The organism is Streptomyces sp. NPDC002640 (assembly GCF_053592575.1).
In genome coordinates this window covers 1-17,206 of record NZ_JBSFVZ010000046.1, presented here as the reverse complement: position 1 = coordinate 17,206, position 17,206 = coordinate 1, and the positions used below count along the sequence as shown (strand labels likewise).

The window sequence follows — 17,206 nt, the reverse complement described above, 5'->3', positions numbered from 1 at the left end:
GCGCCGGCCGCCCGGGGCCGCGCCCGGCGCCCGGCCCCCCCGGGCGCGGGCCGGCCGGCCCGGCCCCCCGCGCGCGCCCGGGGGGGGGGGCGACGTCCGTTCCGGCGGGCCGGGTCAGCGGGTGACCACGAACCGCTCGTCGGGGACGCAGTGGGTCATGGTGAGACCTTCCACGTTCCGCGGCGGGTTGTTGCCGAGGTTGCCCAGCCGCTTCCGGTCCTCGTCGGTGAGGTCCTGGCTCTCCAGGGGCTCGAGGTGGGCGACGTCCTGCGCGCCGATGCCGAGACCCTCGCCGACCCGCTTCCCGAGGTCGTTCTCGACCAGGAAGAAGTGCCAGACCATGCGCTCCTGGATGGGACGGTCGCACTGCGAGAGCAGGTCGATCATGTTCTTGACCAGGTCGTCCTGCTCCCACTGCTCCATCAGGCAGTAGCGCTGCCCGGCCTGGAGGTAGTCGTTGGTGCGCGGGATGCGCTTGCGGGTGAGGCGCCCGCTGATCTCCGGACCCTGCTCATCGTGGGTCGGGTAGTGGGCCTCGCGCAGCCCGCCGAGGATGGACGGCTCGTAGTTGACGATCGGATTGCCGCCCCCGCCGTCGACGTGGTACGTCATCTGGCCGTCGCGCTGGTTGGTGCGGACCAGTCCGTGGTCGGGCTGGTTGACGGGGAGCTGGAGGTAGTTCGGGCCCACCCGGTAGCGCTGGGTGTCGCTGTAGGAGAAGGTGCGGCCGACCAGCATCTTGTCGTCGGAGAAGTCCAGGCCGTCGACGAGGACGCCGGTGCCGAAGGCGATCTGCTCCGACTCAGCGAAGAAGTCCTCCGGGCAGCGGTCGAGGACCATGCGGCCGACCGCCTTGGGCGGGAACTCCTGCTCGGGCCAGGTCTTGGTGTCGTCCAGCGGGTCGAAGTCCAGCTCCGGGTGCTCGTGGTCGTCCATCATCTGGACGAGGAGCTCCCACTCCGGGTAGTCGCCCCGCTCGATCGAGCCGTAGAGGTCCGCCGTGGCGTGGCCGGTGTCCTGGGCCTGCAGGTTGGCGGCGTCCTCCTCGGTCATGCTCTTGACGCCCTGCTTGGGCATCCAGTGGTACTTCACCAGCTTGGTCTCACCCTGCTGGTTGACCCACTTGTAGGTGTTGACGCCGAAGCCCTGCTGGTGCCGGTAGTCGGCGGGGATGCCGCGCGGGCTGAACAGGTTCACCAGCATGTGCATCGACTCGGGGGTCTGCGACATGAAGTCGAAGATCCGGCGCGGCTGCTGGACGAAGGTGACCGGGTCCGGCTTGAGGGCGTGGATGACGTCGGGGAACTTGATGGCGTCGCGGATGAAGAAGACGCCCAGGTTGTTGCCGACCAGGTCCCAGTTGCCGTCCTCGGTGTAGAACTTCACCGCGAAGCCGCGGGGGTCGCGGCTGCACTCCGAGGAGTCGCGGCCACCGATCACCGTGGAGAACCGGCAGGCGACCCGGGTCCGCTTGCCGCGCTCCTGGAAGAGCTTGGCCCGCGTGTACTGCGCGATGGGCTCGTCCCCCCAGGCGCCGTACGCCTCGAAGTACCCGAAGGCGGTGGCTCCGCGGGCGTGGACCACGCGCTCGGGGATGCGCTCGCGGTCGAAGTGGCTGATCTTCTCGAGGAACTGGTAGTTCTCCAGCGTGGCCGGTCCCCGCGCGCCCACGGTGCGCTGGTTCTGGTTGTCGTAGACGAAATGGCCCTGCCGGTTGGTGAGGATCTCCCTGTCGTCACCCTGCGCGGGGCCCTTGCTGGATACATCCGTCATGCGGGGGGTGCTCCTTCGGCTGGTCGCCGCGCTCACGCACCGTACGCGGGCACGCGACACGCTGTTGTAGGGCTTTTACGGTTTTAGCACCCTTTGCCCTGAGCGGCGATCGGTACGCGAGGGGCCCGAGGGACTCCCGAAGATCTCCTCCGGAACCCTGTACCCCCTTCACCGGAACGCAGCGTCCGGGCGGGCCCGGACCGCCACCACTGCCCCGCGTCCGTTTCGCAGGCATAGGTCACGTTTCCCTCGGGTACGCGGGTGCCAATCGGCGAGCCGAGGGAGAGACCCATGTCGACTGCACAGCCCGACGAGTCCCGTGCCTCCTCCGAGGGGGTCACCCCGGACGGGAAGCTCCACGCCCGTCCCGACACCGAGGTGACCCCCGAGGACCTGGTCCTGGCGACGGGGCGCGACGTCACGCCCGACACCCTGAAGTGGGCCGAGCGCAAGCTGGCCACCGAAGGACCCGCGGCGCTCGACAAACTGCTGCCCTAGCTCGGCGGGGGAAGCGCTCCCCGCGACGACACGGAACGAACGCCGGGACGGCCGAGGCCGTCCCGGCGTTCCGGCGTGTTGCCTTGACGTCGGCGTCAGGCCCTACGGTCGTCCCATGCGAATCGGCGAGCTGGCCGCCCGGGCCGGGACCACCACCCGGACCCTGCGGTACTACGAGTCGCGCGGGCTGCTGTCGGCGCGGCGGGACGGCAACGGTCACCGCACCTACGACGAGCGCGATCTCGCGCAGGTGCGGCAGATCCGGACCCTCCAGGACTTCGGCTTCGGACTCGAGGAGACACGGCCGTTCCTGGAGTGCCTGCGCGCGGGCCACCCGGAGGGCGATGCCTGCCCGGCGTCCCGGCTGGTGTACCGGCACAAGCTGGACGAGCTCGACAGCATGATCGAGCAGCTCCGGGCGGTGCGGGAAAAGGTGGCACGGCAGCTCGCCCGCGCCGAGCGGGCCGGTGACCGGCTGGCCGCCGAGGCGCTGGTTCCGGGCGGCCCGGAACCCGTCTGCGAACTGGGAGGACGAGGATGAGCAGGGCGAAGGGCGTGGCCGAGGTGACGGACGCGGATTTCGCGGCGGAGGTCCTCGGCGCCGAACTGCCGGTGCTGGTGGAGTTCACCGCGGACTGGTGCCCGCCGTGCCGGCAGATGGCCCCGGTGTTCACCGCGCTCGCCGCGGAGGAGGGCGAGCGCCTCAAGGTGGTGCAGCTCGACGTCGACACCAGCCCGGAGACGACCAACCGGTACGGCGTGCTCTCCATGCCGACGTTCCTGCTGTTCCGCGGGGGCGAGCCGTTGCGTTCGCTGCGCGGCGCGATGCCCAAGCGGCGGCTGCTGGAGGCGGTGGACGAGGCCCTGCAGGCCCTGTAGGCCCTGGGCCGTCGACGGCGGGGGCCACGGACCCGGGGCCGAGGGTCGGGGGCCGGGAGCCGGGGGAAATGCGGGTGACGCGCGGCGGGGCGGCCGTGAGAATGGGCGCTGCGCGGGGTCCGCGTGATCACCAGGGGGAGCCGCCATGAGCGCAGTCGAGAACGTCCTGCTGTCCGGGATCGTGGGCTCCACCGCGTACGGCCTCGCCCACGCCGGGTCGGACGTGGACCGGCTCGGTCTCTTCGCCGCGCCCACCGTGGAGCTGCACGGCCTGCGGAGGCCGAAGGAGTCCCACGTGACCACCGCGCCGGACCGGACGCTGCACGAGGCGGCCAAGTGGTGCCGCCTGGCCCTGTCCTGCAACCCCACCGCCATGGAACTGGCCTGGCTGCCTGACGAGTTGTACGAGGTCCGCACCCCGCTGGGCGACGAACTCATAGCCGTCCGCGCCTCGTTGCTCAGCGCGGGCAGGGTGCGGGACGCGTATCTCGGTTACGCCGTGCAGCAGTTCAGGCGTCTGCAGGGCCGGGGCGGGAGCGACGACGCGCCCGAGCGGCGCGCGCGGACCGCCAAGCACGCCCGTCACCTCAAGCGGCTCTGCTCGCAGGGGCTGGAGCTCTACACCACCGGGCGGCTCACCGTGCGGGTCGACGACCCGCAGGAGTTCCACGACTTCGGCGAGCGGGTCGCCACGGACCCCACCGCCGCGCAGCCCCTGCTGGACCACTACCGGACAGCCTTCGAGGAGGCGCGCACCGTCCTCCCCGACGCCCCGGACGAGGGCCCGGTGGAGGCCTGGCTGCACCGGGTCCGCGCCCACTTCTTCACGCCCCTGCCCTGACGGAAGGGGGACGCGGGGCCGGCCTGCCGGTCAGCAGTTCTGGTAGATCGTCACCGCGTCGATCCGGGTGCCGAACTTCCCGCCCCACTTGTAGGCGTTGGAGTAGTCCCCCATCGCGACCCGGCGCATCTCGTGGGGGTCCCAGTCGATGAAGCAGCCGGGGGCGTTGGCGTAGAAGGAGCCGACGTTGTCGTGGAGGTAGGGCGGCAGGTCCCGGTAGCCGCTGCCGGGGGTCCAGCGCCAGGGGGTGCCTTCGTAGTCGTTGTCCTGCCAGAAGCAGATCTCGTTGGGGCCGCACTGGGCGGCCGCGCGCTCGAGCGCGGTGCCACCGCCGGGTGCGGCCGTGGCCGCGGTGGTCCCTCCGAGCAGAGCGGTGAGCGCGAGGGCGAGTCCGAGTCCGGTTCGCCTGGTGATCGACGGACGACGCATGCCGCCTCCATGGGTGAGAAGTCGGATTCCGCTTCCCACCGTGCCCGAGCCGGCGGCGCGCCACGTCGGTTCCGCCGCGATGCCACTCCTGCGGGTCATGCCGGGGCACGGTGCCGTTGACCCGGCGTGACCGGGGTGACGAACGGTTTCCGCTCCGGCAGGGCGGCGCTTGACCTCGAGCGCGGTCGAGGTCGCAGGCTGGGCGCATGACCTCTTCCGTGCACGACATGCACCGCCTGCCCGCCGACCCCGACGCCGAGACGGCCGCACTGCGCGCCCTGGTCGCGACCGTAGAGCGGGTGCAGAGCGGCCAACTGGTCGACGAGTTCATCGCCCTCTTCCGGGACGACGCCCTGTGGACCACCGGCGGCGGGGTGCGCCTCTACGGGCGCGACGCCATCGCGGAGTTCACCGCCCGGGTGCTCCCCGGCTGGAACGCGGACGGGAGCAGCGCCACGTACGAGGTGGAGCACGTGACCTTCGTCCGGCCGGACGTGGCCGCCGTCAAGGTGCGCCAGCGGTACTTCGCGCCGGACGGCTCGCCCGCCGGCGAGGGCACTCCGCTGTACGTCGCCGCCAAGGAGGACGGGCGGTGGCTGCTGACGGCCTGCCAGAACACCACCGCTCCCGACGGCGAGGACTGAGCGCCTCCCCCGCCGGCGTACGGGGTTCCGGCGGCACGGGCCGCCGGAACCCCGTGCGCCGGGGTCACCGCTCCGTCTCCTCCTCGCGCCCGGTGCGCGCGGCGAGGCGCTCGTACCGCTGCCGGGCGGCCTGCTGGGTGCCGAGTCCGAGGCCGAAGGCGATCTCCTGCCAGGTCATGCCCCGCCCCCGGGCCATCTGCAGCAGGCCGGTCTCGAGTTCGTCCAACTCCCCGCGGACCAGCGGGAGAAGGGTCAGGGCGGCGGTGATGTCGGCCTGGTCGACCTCCGGTTCGCCGTCCTCCGGGCGGGCGGCCCCGCTCAGCAGGAACGCCACCAGTCGCACCGCCTCGTGCGGCGCCGGCACGGCCGGGTGGGTCTGGCGACGGCGCTGCTCGTCGGTCGCCGCGTGACGCTCGGCGATCCGGAACAGGGCGGCGGGCGCCCTCCTGGCTCGCGCCTCCTCGGGGTCGGGCGCCTGGAACGGGTCGGCGGGTACGGGCTGCTGTTCGGGTGTCCTGGCCATGGGTCCACCTTCGGGCCTACACGATCTCTTGTCAACCGTTTATGGTGAACGAGTTGTTCACACGGACTTGTGTCACGCCGCGTCGAGGCCGTCGACCAGGCGGTCGAGGAAGCGCGCGAAGGTGGCGTCGGGGTCCACGGGCCGGTGCGGGGAGGCCAGCACCTCGGCGAGTTCGGGGTGCCGCCCGTCGGCGGCCACCTCGGCCAGGTAGCGGGCCTCGGCGGCGGACCGCTCCGGCGTGCGCGCCGACGACGCCTGCGCGATCTCGTGGGCGACGTGTCCGGCGACGAAGGCGGTGACCTGCGCGAACACCTCCATGCGGGCGGCCCCGTCCAGTCCGCTCGGGCGCAGCGCGGCCAGCACGTGCTCCAGGAAGGCGAGGGTGTTGGGGCCGGGCGTGCGGCGGGTGGCGAGGGCCGCGGGAAGCCAGCGGTGGCGCAGCATGTGGGCCCGCTGGAGCCGCGCGACGGCCTTCAGGTCGCCCCGCCAGTCACCGGTCGGCTCCCGGTCGACGGGCAGCTCGCCCGCGACGTGGTCCACCATCAGCTCCAGCAGCGTCTCCTTGTCCGGCGCGTAGCTGTACAGCGACATCACACCGGCGCCCACCCGTGCGGCGACCTGCCGCATGCTGACCGCCTCCAGCCCTTCCGCGTCGGCCAGCTCGACCGCCGCGGTGACGATCCCCTCGCGGGTGAAGGCGGGCCTGCGCCCCCGGCGCGGCCGGCCGTGCCCGAGCCACAGCTCCCGGGGGTCCACTCCCCCGCCCTCGGACGCTTCCTCGCTCCGCACCCGCCGTCACCGCCCGCTTCTCCGGTCCCGTCCGCCGGCCGCGGAGATCCACGGCCCTGTGACGCCATCCAAGCACCCGCTATTCTCGTACAGCGTACGAGAAAACACGACCGACGACGCCCCTGCGAGGAGACGGCGATGCCTCCCCACACCCAGCACCCTCAGCACCCTCGACCCCTGCCGCACCCGGACCCGCACCCGCACCCGCAGGACGGGGCCCCGACGACCACCGGGACGCCGAAGAATGCCCGCGTCCCGCTGTCCTCCCGCCTGCTGCGGGCGACCTGGCGCGGGCTGCCCGAGCGGCGGTTCCGCGTCGGAACGGAGAGGAGGCAGGCCGTCCCGGGCGCCGACGGCAGCCCGCTGGTCACCGACCACTACTTCCCCCGCGCGGAGGGCGCGTTCCCCACGCTCCTGGTGCGGTCCCCGTACGGCAGGGGCCTGCCCTGGTCCCCGATGTACGGTCTGCTCTTCGCCGAGCAGGGCTTCCACGTCGTCCTGCAGAGCTGCCGCGGGACGGGCGGGTCCGGCGGCACGTTCCACCACTGGCGCAACGAGACCGCCGACGCCCTGGCCACCGTCGAGTGGCTGCGCGAACAGCCCTGGTTCGACGGCCGGCTCGGCACGGTGGGCCCCAGCTATCTGGGCTACACGCAGTGGGCGCTGGCGAGCGCCGCGCCCCCGGAGCTCAAGGCGGTGGCCGTCCAGGTCGGCCTGCACGACCCGTACCGATTCTTCCACGGCCACGGCGCGCTCCACCTGGAGAACGCCCTGATATCCGGCGTCGGCACCATCCACCAGCACCGCGGCGTGTTCCGCTTCGCGGCTGCGGTGAACCGGCTGCGCCGTTCCCTGGGCGGCATCACCCGCGCCTGGCCGCTGCGGCGCGCCTGGCAGGACGTCCTCGGCGAGGAGGGCGGCTGGCTGGACGAGATCCTGACGCACCCGGACGCCGACGACCCGTTCTGGGAGGGCGCGTCGCTCGGCGGGCTTCCTGCCGCGTCGGGGACGCCCGTCGCGCTGACGACGGGCTGGCACGACGCACTCGTCGACCAGACCTTCGAGGAGTACGCCCGGCTCCGCGCGGCCGGGTCCGAGGTGTCCCTGCTCGTCGGCCCCTGGACCCACGGGTCCGCGCTCCAGGAGGGCTGGCCGCGGGTGTTCGCCGAGACGCTCGCCTGGCTGCGGGCGCACCTCTGCGGCGAGCGCGACGCGCTCCGCCCCACCCGGGTGCGTGTCCACGTCGGCGGCGAGGACGAGTGGCGCGACCTCGACGACTGGCCGCCGCCCGCCGACCGGCCACCCTGGTTCGCCTCGCCGGAGGGCCGACTGGGCCGGGAGGGCGTCCGCGGGCCCGGCGGTCTGGTCACCTTCCGCTACGACCCCGCCGATCCCACGCCGTCCGTGGGCGGCCCCGTGCTCTCCCTCGCCGCGGGGCCCCGCGACAACGGTGAACTCGAGGCGCGGGCGGACGTGGTGACCTTCACCAGCGACCCCCTGACCGACCCGCTCGACGTCCTCGGCCCGGTCACCGCCCGCCTCGCGGTCTCCGCGGACACCGGCCGCTGCCACGTCTTCACCCGCCTCTGCGAGGTCGACGAGCAGGGGCGCTCCGTCAACGTCTGCGACGGGCTGGGCGTCGTGAACGCCGAGGGCGGCGCGACCGTGGAGTTCACCGTCCCGATGGGCTCCACGGCACACCGCTTCCGCGCGGGTCACCGGATCCGCTGGCAGATCAGCGGCGGCGCCCACCCCCGCTTCGCCCGGCACCCGGGCACCACCGAACCGGCGGCCGAGGCGACGACAGGCATCCCGGTCCGAATCACCGTCCACCCCGGCTCCGCCCTGCTGCTCCCCGAGCCCCGGGCGGGCGGGACCGCCGGTCCGTCGTGACCTCGCCCGGTGCACCAGCTCGTCCGGAACAGCAACGCGTCGCGGCGGGCGTTCCACCTCTTCACTGGGCGTCGTCGCCGCTCGCGTACGGGTCGACACGGAGCTCGGCTCCGTCCGCGTCCCAGGCCCCGTTCACCGCGGGGCGCCCGGGAGGTCGCGTCGCCACGCGCCGTCCGGGTCCAGGGTGGCCGCGCGGTCGAAGTCCTGGCGGGCGGCGTCGGTGCGGCCGGCGAGGGTGCGGGCGCGGCCCCGGCCGACGAGGGCCCAGACGTCGTCGGGGTCGAGGGCGAGGGCGGCGGTGAAGTCGGCCTCCGCCTCCTCGCAGCGGGAGGCGTGCAGAAGGGCGAGGCCCCGTTCCACCAGGGCCCAGCGGTAGTCGGGGAGCAGGGCGAGCGCCGCGGTGAGGTCGGCGACGGCCTCGTCGAGAGCCCCGGACAGCCGGTGCGTCTTGCCGCGTTCGGCCAGCGCCCAGGCGTAGTCCGGCCGCAGCGCCAGCGCCGCGGTGAGATCGGCGACGGCCTGCGGGTGGCGGCCGGCCTCCCGGTGGGTCCGGCCACGGGAGCCGAGGGCCCAGGCGTAGCCCGGGTCGAGGGCGAGGGCGGCGGTGAAGTCGGCGATCGCCTCGTCGAGCAGCCCGGCCTGCCGGTGGACCTGGCCGCGGGAACCGAGGGCGCGGGTGTGACCGGGGTCGAGGGCCAGGGTGGCGGTGAGGTCCGCGAGGGCCTCGTCCCACCTCCCGGCCCGGCGGTGCGCCTCGCCCCGCTGGAAGAGCGCCCGCGCGTCGGTGGGGTCGAGGCGGACGGCGGCGGCGAGGTCGTCGACGGCCTCCTCCTCACGGCCGGCCCGAAGGTGGGCGCGCCCCCGGTGGAAGCGGGCGGCGGCACTGTCCGGGTCGAGCGCGACGGCCCGGTCGAACTCGGCGGCGGCCGCCTCCTCCTGGCCGGCGACCTCCAGGTGCCGGCCGCGCACCACATGGGCGTGCGCGCGGGCCGCGGGACCGAGCGTCCGCTGCGCGAGCAGTACCTCCAGCGCGGCGACGACCACGTCCCCCGCGGCCTCCGTGGCCGCACGGATCCGGCCGGCCAGCTCCCGCAGGGAGTCGTCGTCGGTGTCCTCCGCGGCCTGGCCGAAGGCGTCGGCCCACAGCCGCAAGGTTTCCGGTCCGGCCTCGGCGGCGTGCACGGCCTCCTCCAGCACACCGGCCGTACCGCTGCCGGGGTGGGCGCAGAGCCGGTGGTACGTCTCGTCGATCCGGTGACGCCACCACCGGGCGTCCTGCCCGCGACGGCCTTCGGGCAGGTTCTCCTCGAGGCCGGCCCGCCAGGCGGCGTGCGCCTCGGCCAGCCGCAGGTGGACGGCGGTCCAGCCCTGCGGGGAGCGCGCCCGCTCACGCCGGACCATCCCCGCGCGGACGACGGCGTGGTACTTCTTGTACGCGCCGCTGCCGCTGACGAAGGGCTGCCCGCAGAGCCAGCTCCACAGGTGACGCGCCTCCTCGGGCACCGCCGCCGCGAACACGTCCTCATTGAGGCGGGGTGCGAGCGCGCAGGTCAGGACCACCTCGCGGCACAGCGGATCGGCGATCCACCGGACGAACCGTTCGACGGCGGCCTCCGCCGCGTCCCCGTCGGCGTCCACGGCGTCGGCGCCCTCGGGCCGGGCCAGCGCGAGGAGGTCGGCGAGGAGCGGCAGGCCCATGGACAGCCGCCCCACCGCCTCGACGGTCCCCGGCTCGGTGACTCCGCGCCGGGCCAGCAGCTCACGGGTCTCCTGTTCGGTGAACGCCTCCAGCGGTACGTCCTGCCCCTCGGCCTTCAGCCCCGCCCACTCCGGCTCCGAGAGGTCGTTCCGCCCCGCCAGCACGACGACGACGTTGACGGGCAGCGGCCCGTACCCGTCACTCAGCAACGTCCGCAGCCACACGTCGAGATGGCGGCCGGTCTCCTCCCAGGTGTCCAGGAAGAGCACCACCCACGGGTACTTCTCGCAGAGGTCGCCGAGCGCGGTGACGAACTCCTGGCTCACCGGGCCGAGTTCGGGCGTGCGCACGCGGGGGTGCCGGTTGCGGACGCGGTCCTGGATCCGGTCCACGCCCTCGGCCACCGTGTCCGGGTCGACCATCGCCGAGAGCAGCGGGCCGCCGGGCACCACTCCGGACACCCCGCCGAGCACGATGCGGGAGATCGCCCGGGTCGTCGGCGAGGGACCGTCGTCGGCCGCGCCGTCGAGGTCGGCCGGCTCCGCGGCGGCCTCCTGCGCCCTGCGGTACTGCTCGACCGCCTTGTCGAACCCCTTCAACGGCCCCGCCTGCTCCGCCAGTTGCCGCGCCAGGGCGACCATCCCCGACAGCGCTCCGTGCACGTCGTTCTCGTCGACGGCGGCGGTGAGGGCGCCCGCCCGCCGGGCGGCCTCACGCCACTGGCGCAGCAGGCTCGACTTACCGACCCCGGCCACGCCGCGGACGTGGAAGAGGAAGCTCGCCGGGTCCGTCCGCGACAGGGGGTCCTTCGTCAGGTTCCGGGCGAACGAGGCCACCTCGTCGCGCCGCCCCACGAACCGGTCCAGCGAACGCAGGGCGAGCAACTCGCCGCGGGACGGGCGCCGTTGCGGTCTCGGCATGGATGTCCTCCCTTGATCGGCCGTTGGGTACGACGCCCGGGGCGTCTCTCCGGTTGCCCCCGGAGGAGGAGCCTCGGCGGCGGAGCGCCGCCCGACCCCGCGGAAATCGCGTGGCACCGCTGCGGGGACGGTCCTATCGTGGCGCGGTGACCACGCGAATGATCATTCTCAACGGCGGTTCCAGCGCGGGGAAGTCCGGCATCGTCCGGTGTCTGCAGGCGGTGCTGCCGGACCCGTGGCTGACCTTCGGCTGCGACTCGTTCGTCGACGCGCTGCCCGCGAGGATGCAGTCGTCGGAGGGCGGGATCGTGCTCGGCGCGGACGGCGAGGTCACGATCGGCGAGAAGTTCAGGACCCTGGAGGCCGCCTGGACCGAGGGCGTCGTGGCGATGGTCCGCGCGGGCGCCCGGGTGATCGTCGACGACGTCTTCCTGGGCGGGCCGGACTCCCAGCAGCGGTGGCGGAAGGCCCTGGGCGACCTGGACGCGCTGTGGGTGGGCGTCCGGTGCGACAGCGCGGTCGCCGCGGGCCGTGAGATCGCGCGCGGCGACCGTGTTCCGGGGATGGCGGCGGCGCAGGCGGAGCAGGTGCACCGTGGGGTCCGCTACGACCTCGAGGTGGACACCACCCGTACGGAGTCCCTGGAATGCGCCCGCGCCATCGCGGCCCGCCTGGGCCGACCCCGCCCCGCGGTCGACGCGGACCGGTGACGGGCCCGGTCCGCCGGCGTGCCCCGGTCGGCCCACGGAGGCGTGACCGATGACCGCGATGATCGTTCCACCGGGCATGCGATCACTGACACACATGCGACGTTCCGGACTTGCCCTGCTCTGCGGCCTCGCCCTGATGACGGGCCTCTCGTCGGCCGCGGCCGCCGCCCCCGCTGCCGCTCCCGATGCCGCGCCCGTCGCCGCGGCCGCCGCGAAGGGGCAGTTCCACTGGATCGGCGCCAAGGGCAAGCCCTACTTCGTGGAGAACCCGCCCAGCGGTAAGTGCCTGTCGATGGCCGAGAAGGGCCGCGCCCCGCAGAACCGGACGTCCTCCGCGGCGACCGTCTACACGGGCAAGAAGTGCAACGGCACGGCCAAGCGCCTGGCTCCCGGGCAGCGGGCCCCGCAGGGCGTCGCCTTCGCCAGCGTGCGCTTCGGGAAGTGACCGTCCGACCCGTCCCGGTGGCCCGACGCCCTGACCGGCCCCCGGTCGGACCAGGTCGGCGCCCGGTCAGTCCAGGCCGCGGTGGTCAGCCCAGGCCGCGGTGGGCGGCCCAGAGCGCCGAGGCCCGGGTGGCCGCCGCCTCGATCAGCGCGGCCAGCTCGGGACGGTCGGCCGGGACGGGGAACGACACGTAGGCACCGCGGCCTCCCGCCGTGGGACGGCCGTAGGCCTTGGCGGCGAGGGTGCCGTCCGGCAGGAGACGGACGTTCAGCGTGGACAGGGTGAACTCCTGGCCCCGCCGGACGTCCGTCCACCGCAGCGCCTCCGGCACCGTCACATTGACGGCCAGGGCGCTGACGTCGAGGCTTTCCAGGGCTGCGCGGACATCGAGGTCGTCGGGGGACTGCTCGTCGCTCATGCGTCCACCCTCTCCTGTCGGGTCAGCTCACGGAAGGTCTCCTCGAACGCCCCGCGCGTCGCGGCGTCACGGGTGCGGTCGAGGACGCCGAACACGACGTGCGCGAACCGTCCCTGGAACCGCCCGCCGGGTGCGAGCAGCGCGCGGAAGGCCTCGGCGACCCGGGCGGGGTCGTTGCGGAAGACACCACAGCCCCAGGCGCCGAGCACCAGCCGCCGGTAGCCGTGGGCGGCGGCCGTCTCCAGGACCCGTTCGGCCCTCACGGCGAGGGCGGCGGGGACCTCGTGGACCCGGTCGGGGAGGCTGCGGGCGATCACTCCCGCGTTGGGCGCGGCGGCGGTGAGGAAGCCGACACGGTACGGCTCGTCGAGCAGACGTCCGCGGTCGTCCCGGAAGACCGGGACGCCGGGCGCGTGGATCACCCGGTCCGAGTAGAACGGGCTGCGGTCGGCGCGGTGGTGGTCGAAGAACTCCGGCGCCCGCAGCAGACAGGTGTGGAGGGCGGAGCCGCGGCAGAGCGCCTCCTCCTGGGCCTGCGCCCCGTTGAGGTAGCCGCCCCCGGGGTTGCGGGCCGAGGCGAAGTTCAGCACGGCCACCGGGTCGCCACCGCTCCGGGCGAGCCGGCGCGCGGCCTCCAGGCTGCTCTCGGGCGTGACCTCGACGACGGTGCGGACGGGTTCCTCGGCCGGCACCGGCACGGGATCCGGTCCCACCATCCGGGTGCCCTCCCGCGCCTCCCGGACCGCGTCGGCGATGTCGACCGTGCGGCCGTCGGACGCGCGGTAGAAGCCCGCCGCCACGATCCCCTCGTTCTCGCGGGCGATCCCCCGCAGCCGTGCGCTCATCAGGTGCGCCGTTCCTCCTTCCGGGCGGGCGACTCCCGCCCCGGCTCCGGACATTAGCCCCGGGACGCCGCGATCCCCCACCGGTTTTCCCGCCGCACGGCTGTGCCAGACTGCGGGGCCGAGCGCCGGTCACGGCCGGAGCCGCTCGGGGGGAGAGGGGTACGGGGGATGGACGCGAGGCTGCTCGCGGCGGTGGAGGCGTTCGACGCGGAGACCGCCGGCGACCTGGTCGCGGGCGGCGCGGATCCGGACCGTCCGCTGCCGGACGGGTCGACGCCGCTGTCGCGCGCGGTGGCCTCGGGCTCCCCCGGACTGGTGTCCGCGCTGCTCGGCGCGGAGCCGCGCCTGCGGCTGCCGTCCGCCGCACGGGAACGGCTGCTCGCCCTGGCCCGTCGCTGGTACGAGGCCGGGGCGGAGGCCGAGTTGCGACGGCTCACGGGAGCGACCGGTCCGGCGGAGGTCGTACGGGTGGAGGACCCCGAGTTCCTCTTCGTCGAGGAGATCGCTCTGGGCGGCCGCGCCGTGCGGGGCGGGCACGGCGCGATCCTCACCACGCTGGAGTGGCGTTTCCGCCTGAACATCCCGCCCGGCGAACTGGTAGCCCGCGCGGTCCGTACCGATCCGTACCACGCGGACTGGGGGGAGGCGTCGTGGACACTGGGCGAGCGTCGCGGCGACCCGACCTGGCGGGCGGTGCTCGCCCACCGGCACCACCCCTCGCCCCGTCACCGACTCTTCCTCGCCGATCACCTGCGGTGCCAGGGCCTCACCACCTCGCACACCGAGGCCCGGCAGCGTGAGGCGGACCGGCTGCTCGCCGGCTGGGCGGCGGAGGAGACCGACGCGGAGGTGCTCGCCATGGTGCTGGAGGCCCTGGCCACGGCCGACGACGGCGAGGCGGCGAAGACGGTCACGCACGCCGGCCACCCCGACCGGCGGGTACGCGAGGCCGTGGCGGGCTGCCTGCTGATGTGGCAGCGGCCCCATCCGCCCGCCGCCCTCACCGCCGTGGCCGCCCTGGCCCGGGACGTCGACGCCGGAGTGCGGGCGGCGACGGCCACGGCGATCGGCCATGCCGGCGTGCACGCCGACGAGACCCGACGCCTCCTCCTCACCCTGCTCGGTGACCCGGATCCCGGCGTCCGGGCCGAGGCCACCCGGGCGCTGGCCGGTTCGGGCGACGACCACCCGCTGGTGACCGACGCCCTGTGGAACCTCTTGTCGGAGGAGGACCAAGGCCTGCGTCTGGACGGCGCGTTCGGGCTCGCCCGGCTGGACGACCCGCGTGCCCGGGAGGCCCACGACCGCGTGGGGCGGCTGGAGCCGAGGTTCCACCACGACGTCCGGGCCGACTTCCTCGTGCACCACCGCCGCCGGAACGCGGCCGGGCCCGGCGCCGTCCCCCGGTGAGGGGGCGGCGCCGGGCCCGGAGTGCCGCGGCGTGGCGGTCGGGTCAGATGAGACCCTGCGCCAGCATGGCGTCGGCGACCAGCTCGAAGCCGGCGATGTTGGCACCCGCCACGTAGTTGCCGGGGCTGCCGTAGCGCTCGGCGGTGGTGTAGCAGGAGTCGTGGATGTGACGCATGATCTCCGCCAGCCGCTCCTCGGTGTGGGCGAACGTCCAGGAGTCGCGCGAGGCGTTCTGCTGCATCTCCAGGGCGCTGGTGGCCACGCCGCCCGCGTTGGCCGCCTTGCCGGGGCCGAAGGCGACGCCCGCCTCCTGGAAGACGCGGACCGCCTCGGGGGTGGTGGGCATGTTGGCGCCCTCGGCGACGGCGGTCACGCCGTTGCGGACCAGGGCCACGGCGTCGCCCTCGTGCAGCTCGTTCTGGGTCGCGCAGGGCAGGGCGACGTCCACCGGGACGCTCCACACCCCGGCGCCGGGCACGTAGGTGGCGCTGCCGCCGCGGGCCTCGGCGTACTCGGAGACCCGGCCGCGGCGGACCTCCTTGATCTCCTTGAGGAGCTCGAGGTCGATGCCCTTCTCGTCGACGACGTAGCCGCCTGAGTCGGAGCAGGTGACCACGGTGGCGCCGAGTTGGTGCGCCTTCTCGATGGCGTAGATGGCGACGTTGCCGGAGCCGGACACCGCGACGCGCCGGCCGTCGAGGGAGCTGCCCCGGCTGCGCAGCATCTCCTGGGTGAACAGGACGCAGCCGTAGCCGGTGGCCTCGGTGCGCGCCTGGGCGCCGCCCCAGCCGAGGCCCTTGCCGGTGAGGACGCCGGACTCGTAGCGGTTGGTGATGCGCTTGTACTGGCCGAAGAGGTAGCCGATCTCGCGGCCGCCCACGCCGATGTCACCGGCGGGGACGTCGGTGTACTCGCCGAGGTGGCGGTGGAGCTCCGTCATGAACGACTGGCAGAACCGCATGATCTCGGCGTCCGAGCGGCCCTTGGGGTCGAAGTCGGAGCCGCCCTTGCCGCCGCCGATGGGCATGCCGGTAAGGGCGTTCTTGAAGATCTGCTCGAAGCCGAGGAACTTCACGATGCCGAGGTTCACCGACGGGTGGAAGCGCAGGCCGCCCTTGTACGGGCCGAGCACGCTGCTGAACTCGACGCGGAAGCCGCGGTTGACGTGGATGTCACCGGCGTCGTCGGACCACGGGACGCGGAAGATGAGCTGCCGCTCGGGCTCCGCCATGCGCTCGACGATGCGGGCCTCGACCAGCTCGGGCCGCCGCTCGAGCACCGGGCCGAGGGAGTCCAGTACCTCGCGCACCGCCTGGTGGAACTCTGTCTCACCCTGGTTCCGGCGAAGAATCTCCGCGTACAGCGACTCGATGACGCGCATGTGCAGCCGTGACCTTCCGTGGTCGGAATGATGCCGTGCGCCTCGTCCCGGAGGTGCACGCGCAGAAACGTTGTGGCACCTCCATTGTCCCTGTCGTTCCAAAAAAGCGACGGTCCGTATCCACATGGCGGACACCCGCGGAAGCCCGGTCACAGCGGGTGACGGCGCCCGGGCGGGGTGGCGCCGGGGCGGCGGCGCGCGGGCGCCGCGGGCCGTCACCCGCCGTGACCGGGCGGGGTCGCGGAACGCTCAGGCCGTGCCGCCGCCCTGTACCACCAGCGCCCAGCAGAGGGCGGTCAGGGCGAGCGTGCACAGGACGGTGCGCCCGTGGTTGGCGCGCACCCAGGGCTTCTCGAACCGGCGCCGCGCGGCGGCCGCGGCGGCCGGCCCGGAGTCCGCTCCGGCCTGCTCGAGCGCGTTGTTCAGCGGGATGTTGACGCGCGCGGTGAGCACCACGGCCGCCAGGTACAGGGCCGTCGCCACCGCGACCGGGAGGACGGCGGCGCGGGACCCGTCGTCCAGGAGGACGAGCACGAGGGAGGCCACGTCGAGCAGGAGCGCCCCGACGTACCCGGCCAGGAACCAGCCGTTCAGGATCGCGACGTTGATCCTCCGCATGACGTCGACGAGGGTCCGGTCGTCGCCGCGGGCCAGGCCGGGCATCACGGCGATCGAGAAGCCGTGGAACAGGCCGGCGACCAGCCCGGTGGTGACCGTCGCCGCGACGAGGACGAGTGATCGCGCTGTTTCCATGCCTGGTTCCCCCTGGTGGTCGAGTGCCGGTCCTCGGTGCGGGGCGAGCATAGGGCCTGTCCGGCGGATCTTGCCGTTCTTGCTGCCGGGTTCCCTTGTCGCTGCCCTGAGCGGGGGCTGGTGCGTGCGGCTGCAAGGCGGAGGAGGGAGGCGACGCGATGGGGGTGCCCCCGCGCGAGCGCAGCCGAGCGTGGGGGAGTCGTTGAGTGACGACAACGCGGCAGACGTGCGTGCCAGCCCCCGCGAGCCACGTGCAAGATCCGCCGGACAGGCCCTAGGTCGTGTCCGCAAAGTCAGGGGAGCCAGAGTCGTAGGCAGGCGATGGTGACCATGGCTTCGTAGTGCCGGGCGCGTTT

The 17,206-nt window shown here is 73.9% G+C and carries 18 protein-coding genes; 9 read left to right on the top strand and 9 right to left on the bottom strand.

The window, feature by feature from the left end; genetic code table 11:
• Positions 1 to 114 precede the first annotated feature (114 nt).
• Positions 115 to 1,773, bottom strand: a complete 1,659-nt coding sequence (locus tag ACWD3O_RS33770) for a catalase (protein WP_451413653.1) — start codon at positions 1,771 to 1,773, stop codon at positions 115 to 117.
• 291 nt (positions 1,774 to 2,064) lie between these two features.
• Between ACWD3O_RS33770 and ACWD3O_RS33765 the strand changes: the two genes are divergently transcribed.
• The 4 genes from ACWD3O_RS33765 (at position 2,065) to ACWD3O_RS33750 (ending at position 3,991) form a co-directional block, all read left to right on the top strand.
• Complete coding sequence (locus ACWD3O_RS33765; protein WP_451418529.1) at positions 2,065 to 2,271, top strand: hypothetical protein; 207 nt, start codon at positions 2,065 to 2,067, stop codon at positions 2,269 to 2,271.
• 115 nt (positions 2,272 to 2,386) lie between these two features.
• Positions 2,387 to 2,812: a MerR family transcriptional regulator gene (locus tag ACWD3O_RS33760; protein WP_451418528.1), complete on the top strand. Its 426-nt coding sequence runs from the start codon at positions 2,387 to 2,389 to the stop codon at positions 2,810 to 2,812.
• Positions 2,809 to 3,150, top strand: coding sequence for a thioredoxin family protein (locus ACWD3O_RS33755; protein ID WP_451418527.1), 342 nt, complete (start codon positions 2,809 to 2,811; stop codon positions 3,148 to 3,150). The genes ACWD3O_RS33760 and ACWD3O_RS33755 overlap by 4 nt, the downstream gene beginning before the upstream one ends.
• Before the next feature lie 145 nt (positions 3,151 to 3,295).
• The gene (locus ACWD3O_RS33750; protein WP_451418526.1) at positions 3,296 to 3,991 is read left to right on the top strand and encodes a DNA polymerase beta superfamily protein; all 696 of its coding nucleotides are present in this window, start codon (positions 3,296 to 3,298) and stop codon (positions 3,989 to 3,991) included.
• A 30-nt stretch (positions 3,992 to 4,021) separates the two neighbouring features.
• Here the strand turns inward: ACWD3O_RS33750 and ACWD3O_RS33745 are convergent, their stop codons facing one another.
• A complete protein-coding gene (locus ACWD3O_RS33745; RefSeq protein ID WP_451418525.1) occupies positions 4,022 to 4,420 on the bottom strand; it encodes a peptidase inhibitor family I36 protein in 399 nt (132 codons plus the stop codon).
• 206 nt (positions 4,421 to 4,626) lie between these two features.
• On the opposite strand from ACWD3O_RS33745, the gene ACWD3O_RS33740 reads away from it, so the two are divergent.
• Entirely contained in the window at positions 4,627 to 5,064 is a 438-nt protein-coding gene (locus ACWD3O_RS33740) for an SgcJ/EcaC family oxidoreductase (RefSeq protein WP_451418524.1), read from the top strand.
• A 64-nt stretch (positions 5,065 to 5,128) separates the two neighbouring features.
• On the opposite strand, the gene ACWD3O_RS33735 is transcribed toward ACWD3O_RS33740, so the two are convergent.
• Together ACWD3O_RS33735 and ACWD3O_RS33730 are read right to left on the bottom strand one after the other, a co-directional pair.
• Positions 5,129 to 5,587, bottom strand: a complete 459-nt coding sequence (locus tag ACWD3O_RS33735; RefSeq protein ID WP_451413659.1) for a DNA-binding protein — start codon at positions 5,585 to 5,587, stop codon at positions 5,129 to 5,131.
• Positions 5,588 to 5,659: 72 nt separating this feature from the next.
• Entirely contained in the window at positions 5,660 to 6,376 is a 717-nt protein-coding gene (locus ACWD3O_RS33730; protein WP_451418523.1) for a TetR/AcrR family transcriptional regulator, read from the bottom strand.
• A gap of 138 nt (positions 6,377 to 6,514) precedes the next feature.
• Between ACWD3O_RS33730 and ACWD3O_RS33725 the strand changes: the two genes are divergently transcribed.
• Positions 6,515 to 8,269, top strand: coding sequence for a CocE/NonD family hydrolase (locus tag ACWD3O_RS33725; protein WP_451418522.1), 1,755 nt, complete (start codon positions 6,515 to 6,517; stop codon positions 8,267 to 8,269).
• A gap of 132 nt (positions 8,270 to 8,401) precedes the next feature.
• Here ACWD3O_RS33725 and ACWD3O_RS33720 read toward each other — a convergent pair whose 3' ends face one another.
• Positions 8,402 to 10,888: a tetratricopeptide repeat protein gene (locus tag ACWD3O_RS33720; protein ID WP_451413662.1), complete on the bottom strand. Its 2,487-nt coding sequence runs from the start codon at positions 10,886 to 10,888 to the stop codon at positions 8,402 to 8,404.
• Between the two features lie 146 nt (positions 10,889 to 11,034).
• On the opposite strand from ACWD3O_RS33720, the gene cpt reads away from it, so the two are divergent.
• Together cpt and ACWD3O_RS33710 are read left to right on the top strand one after the other, a co-directional pair.
• The gene (gene cpt / locus ACWD3O_RS33715; RefSeq protein WP_451413663.1) at positions 11,035 to 11,598 is read left to right on the top strand and encodes a chloramphenicol phosphotransferase CPT; all 564 of its coding nucleotides are present in this window, start codon (positions 11,035 to 11,037) and stop codon (positions 11,596 to 11,598) included.
• 94 nt (positions 11,599 to 11,692) lie between these two features.
• Positions 11,693 to 12,043 carry a peptidase inhibitor family I36 protein gene (locus ACWD3O_RS33710; RefSeq protein WP_451413664.1) on the top strand — a complete coding sequence of 117 codons (351 nt, stop codon included), beginning with the start codon at positions 11,693 to 11,695 and terminating at the stop codon, positions 12,041 to 12,043.
• Between the two features lie 85 nt (positions 12,044 to 12,128).
• Here ACWD3O_RS33710 and ACWD3O_RS33705 read toward each other — a convergent pair whose 3' ends face one another.
• The gene (locus ACWD3O_RS33705) at positions 12,129 to 12,461 is read right to left on the bottom strand and encodes a hypothetical protein (protein WP_451413665.1); all 333 of its coding nucleotides are present in this window, start codon (positions 12,459 to 12,461) and stop codon (positions 12,129 to 12,131) included.
• Positions 12,458 to 13,306 (bottom strand): TIGR02452 family protein, encoded by an 849-nt coding sequence (locus ACWD3O_RS33700; RefSeq protein ID WP_451413666.1) that lies wholly within the window; start codon positions 13,304 to 13,306, stop codon positions 12,458 to 12,460. The genes ACWD3O_RS33705 and ACWD3O_RS33700 overlap by 4 nt, the downstream gene beginning before the upstream one ends.
• Before the next feature lie 168 nt (positions 13,307 to 13,474).
• On the opposite strand from ACWD3O_RS33700, the gene ACWD3O_RS33695 reads away from it, so the two are divergent.
• A complete protein-coding gene (locus ACWD3O_RS33695; protein WP_451418521.1) occupies positions 13,475 to 14,716 on the top strand; it encodes a HEAT repeat domain-containing protein in 1,242 nt (413 codons plus the stop codon).
• Between the two features lie 43 nt (positions 14,717 to 14,759).
• On the opposite strand, the gene gdhA is transcribed toward ACWD3O_RS33695, so the two are convergent.
• Positions 14,760 to 16,097 carry an NADP-specific glutamate dehydrogenase gene (gene gdhA / locus ACWD3O_RS33690; RefSeq protein ID WP_451418520.1) on the bottom strand — a complete coding sequence of 446 codons (1,338 nt, stop codon included), beginning with the start codon at positions 16,095 to 16,097 and terminating at the stop codon, positions 14,760 to 14,762.
• A 249-nt stretch (positions 16,098 to 16,346) separates the two neighbouring features.
• Positions 16,347 to 16,850, bottom strand: coding sequence for an anthrone oxygenase family protein (locus ACWD3O_RS33685; RefSeq protein ID WP_451418519.1), 504 nt, complete (start codon positions 16,848 to 16,850; stop codon positions 16,347 to 16,349).
• Between the last annotated feature and the right edge of the window lie 356 nt (positions 16,851 to 17,206).

Excerpts from the sequence above, each read along its gene's own strand:
- ACWD3O_RS33770 (WP_451413653.1), bottom strand. The coding sequence starts at position 1,773 with ATGACGGATGTATCCAGCAAGGGCCCCGCGCAGGGTGACGACAGGGAG.
- ACWD3O_RS33765 (WP_451418529.1), top strand. The coding sequence starts at position 2,065 with ATGTCGACTGCACAGCCCGACGAGTCCCGTGCCTCCTCCGAGGGGGTC.
- ACWD3O_RS33760 (WP_451418528.1), top strand. The coding sequence starts at position 2,387 with ATGCGAATCGGCGAGCTGGCCGCCCGGGCCGGGACCACCACCCGGACC.
- ACWD3O_RS33755 (WP_451418527.1), top strand. The coding sequence starts at position 2,809 with ATGAGCAGGGCGAAGGGCGTGGCCGAGGTGACGGACGCGGATTTCGCG.
- ACWD3O_RS33750 (WP_451418526.1), top strand. The coding sequence starts at position 3,296 with ATGAGCGCAGTCGAGAACGTCCTGCTGTCCGGGATCGTGGGCTCCACC.
- ACWD3O_RS33745 (WP_451418525.1), bottom strand. The coding sequence starts at position 4,420 with ATGCGTCGTCCGTCGATCACCAGGCGAACCGGACTCGGACTCGCCCTC.
- ACWD3O_RS33740 (WP_451418524.1), top strand. The coding sequence starts at position 4,627 with ATGACCTCTTCCGTGCACGACATGCACCGCCTGCCCGCCGACCCCGAC.
- ACWD3O_RS33735 (WP_451413659.1), bottom strand. The coding sequence starts at position 5,587 with ATGGCCAGGACACCCGAACAGCAGCCCGTACCCGCCGACCCGTTCCAG.
- ACWD3O_RS33725 (WP_451418522.1), top strand. The coding sequence starts at position 6,515 with ATGCCTCCCCACACCCAGCACCCTCAGCACCCTCGACCCCTGCCGCAC.
- ACWD3O_RS33720 (WP_451413662.1), bottom strand. The coding sequence starts at position 10,888 with ATGCCGAGACCGCAACGGCGCCCGTCCCGCGGCGAGTTGCTCGCCCTG.
- ACWD3O_RS33710 (WP_451413664.1), top strand. The coding sequence starts at position 11,693 with ATGCGACGTTCCGGACTTGCCCTGCTCTGCGGCCTCGCCCTGATGACG.
- ACWD3O_RS33705 (WP_451413665.1), bottom strand. The coding sequence starts at position 12,461 with ATGAGCGACGAGCAGTCCCCCGACGACCTCGATGTCCGCGCAGCCCTG.
- ACWD3O_RS33700 (WP_451413666.1), bottom strand. The coding sequence starts at position 13,306 with ATGAGCGCACGGCTGCGGGGGATCGCCCGCGAGAACGAGGGGATCGTG.
- ACWD3O_RS33695 (WP_451418521.1), top strand. The coding sequence starts at position 13,475 with ATGGACGCGAGGCTGCTCGCGGCGGTGGAGGCGTTCGACGCGGAGACC.
- gdhA (WP_451418520.1), bottom strand. The coding sequence starts at position 16,097 with ATGCGCGTCATCGAGTCGCTGTACGCGGAGATTCTTCGCCGGAACCAG.
- ACWD3O_RS33685 (WP_451418519.1), bottom strand. The coding sequence starts at position 16,850 with ATGGAAACAGCGCGATCACTCGTCCTCGTCGCGGCGACGGTCACCACC.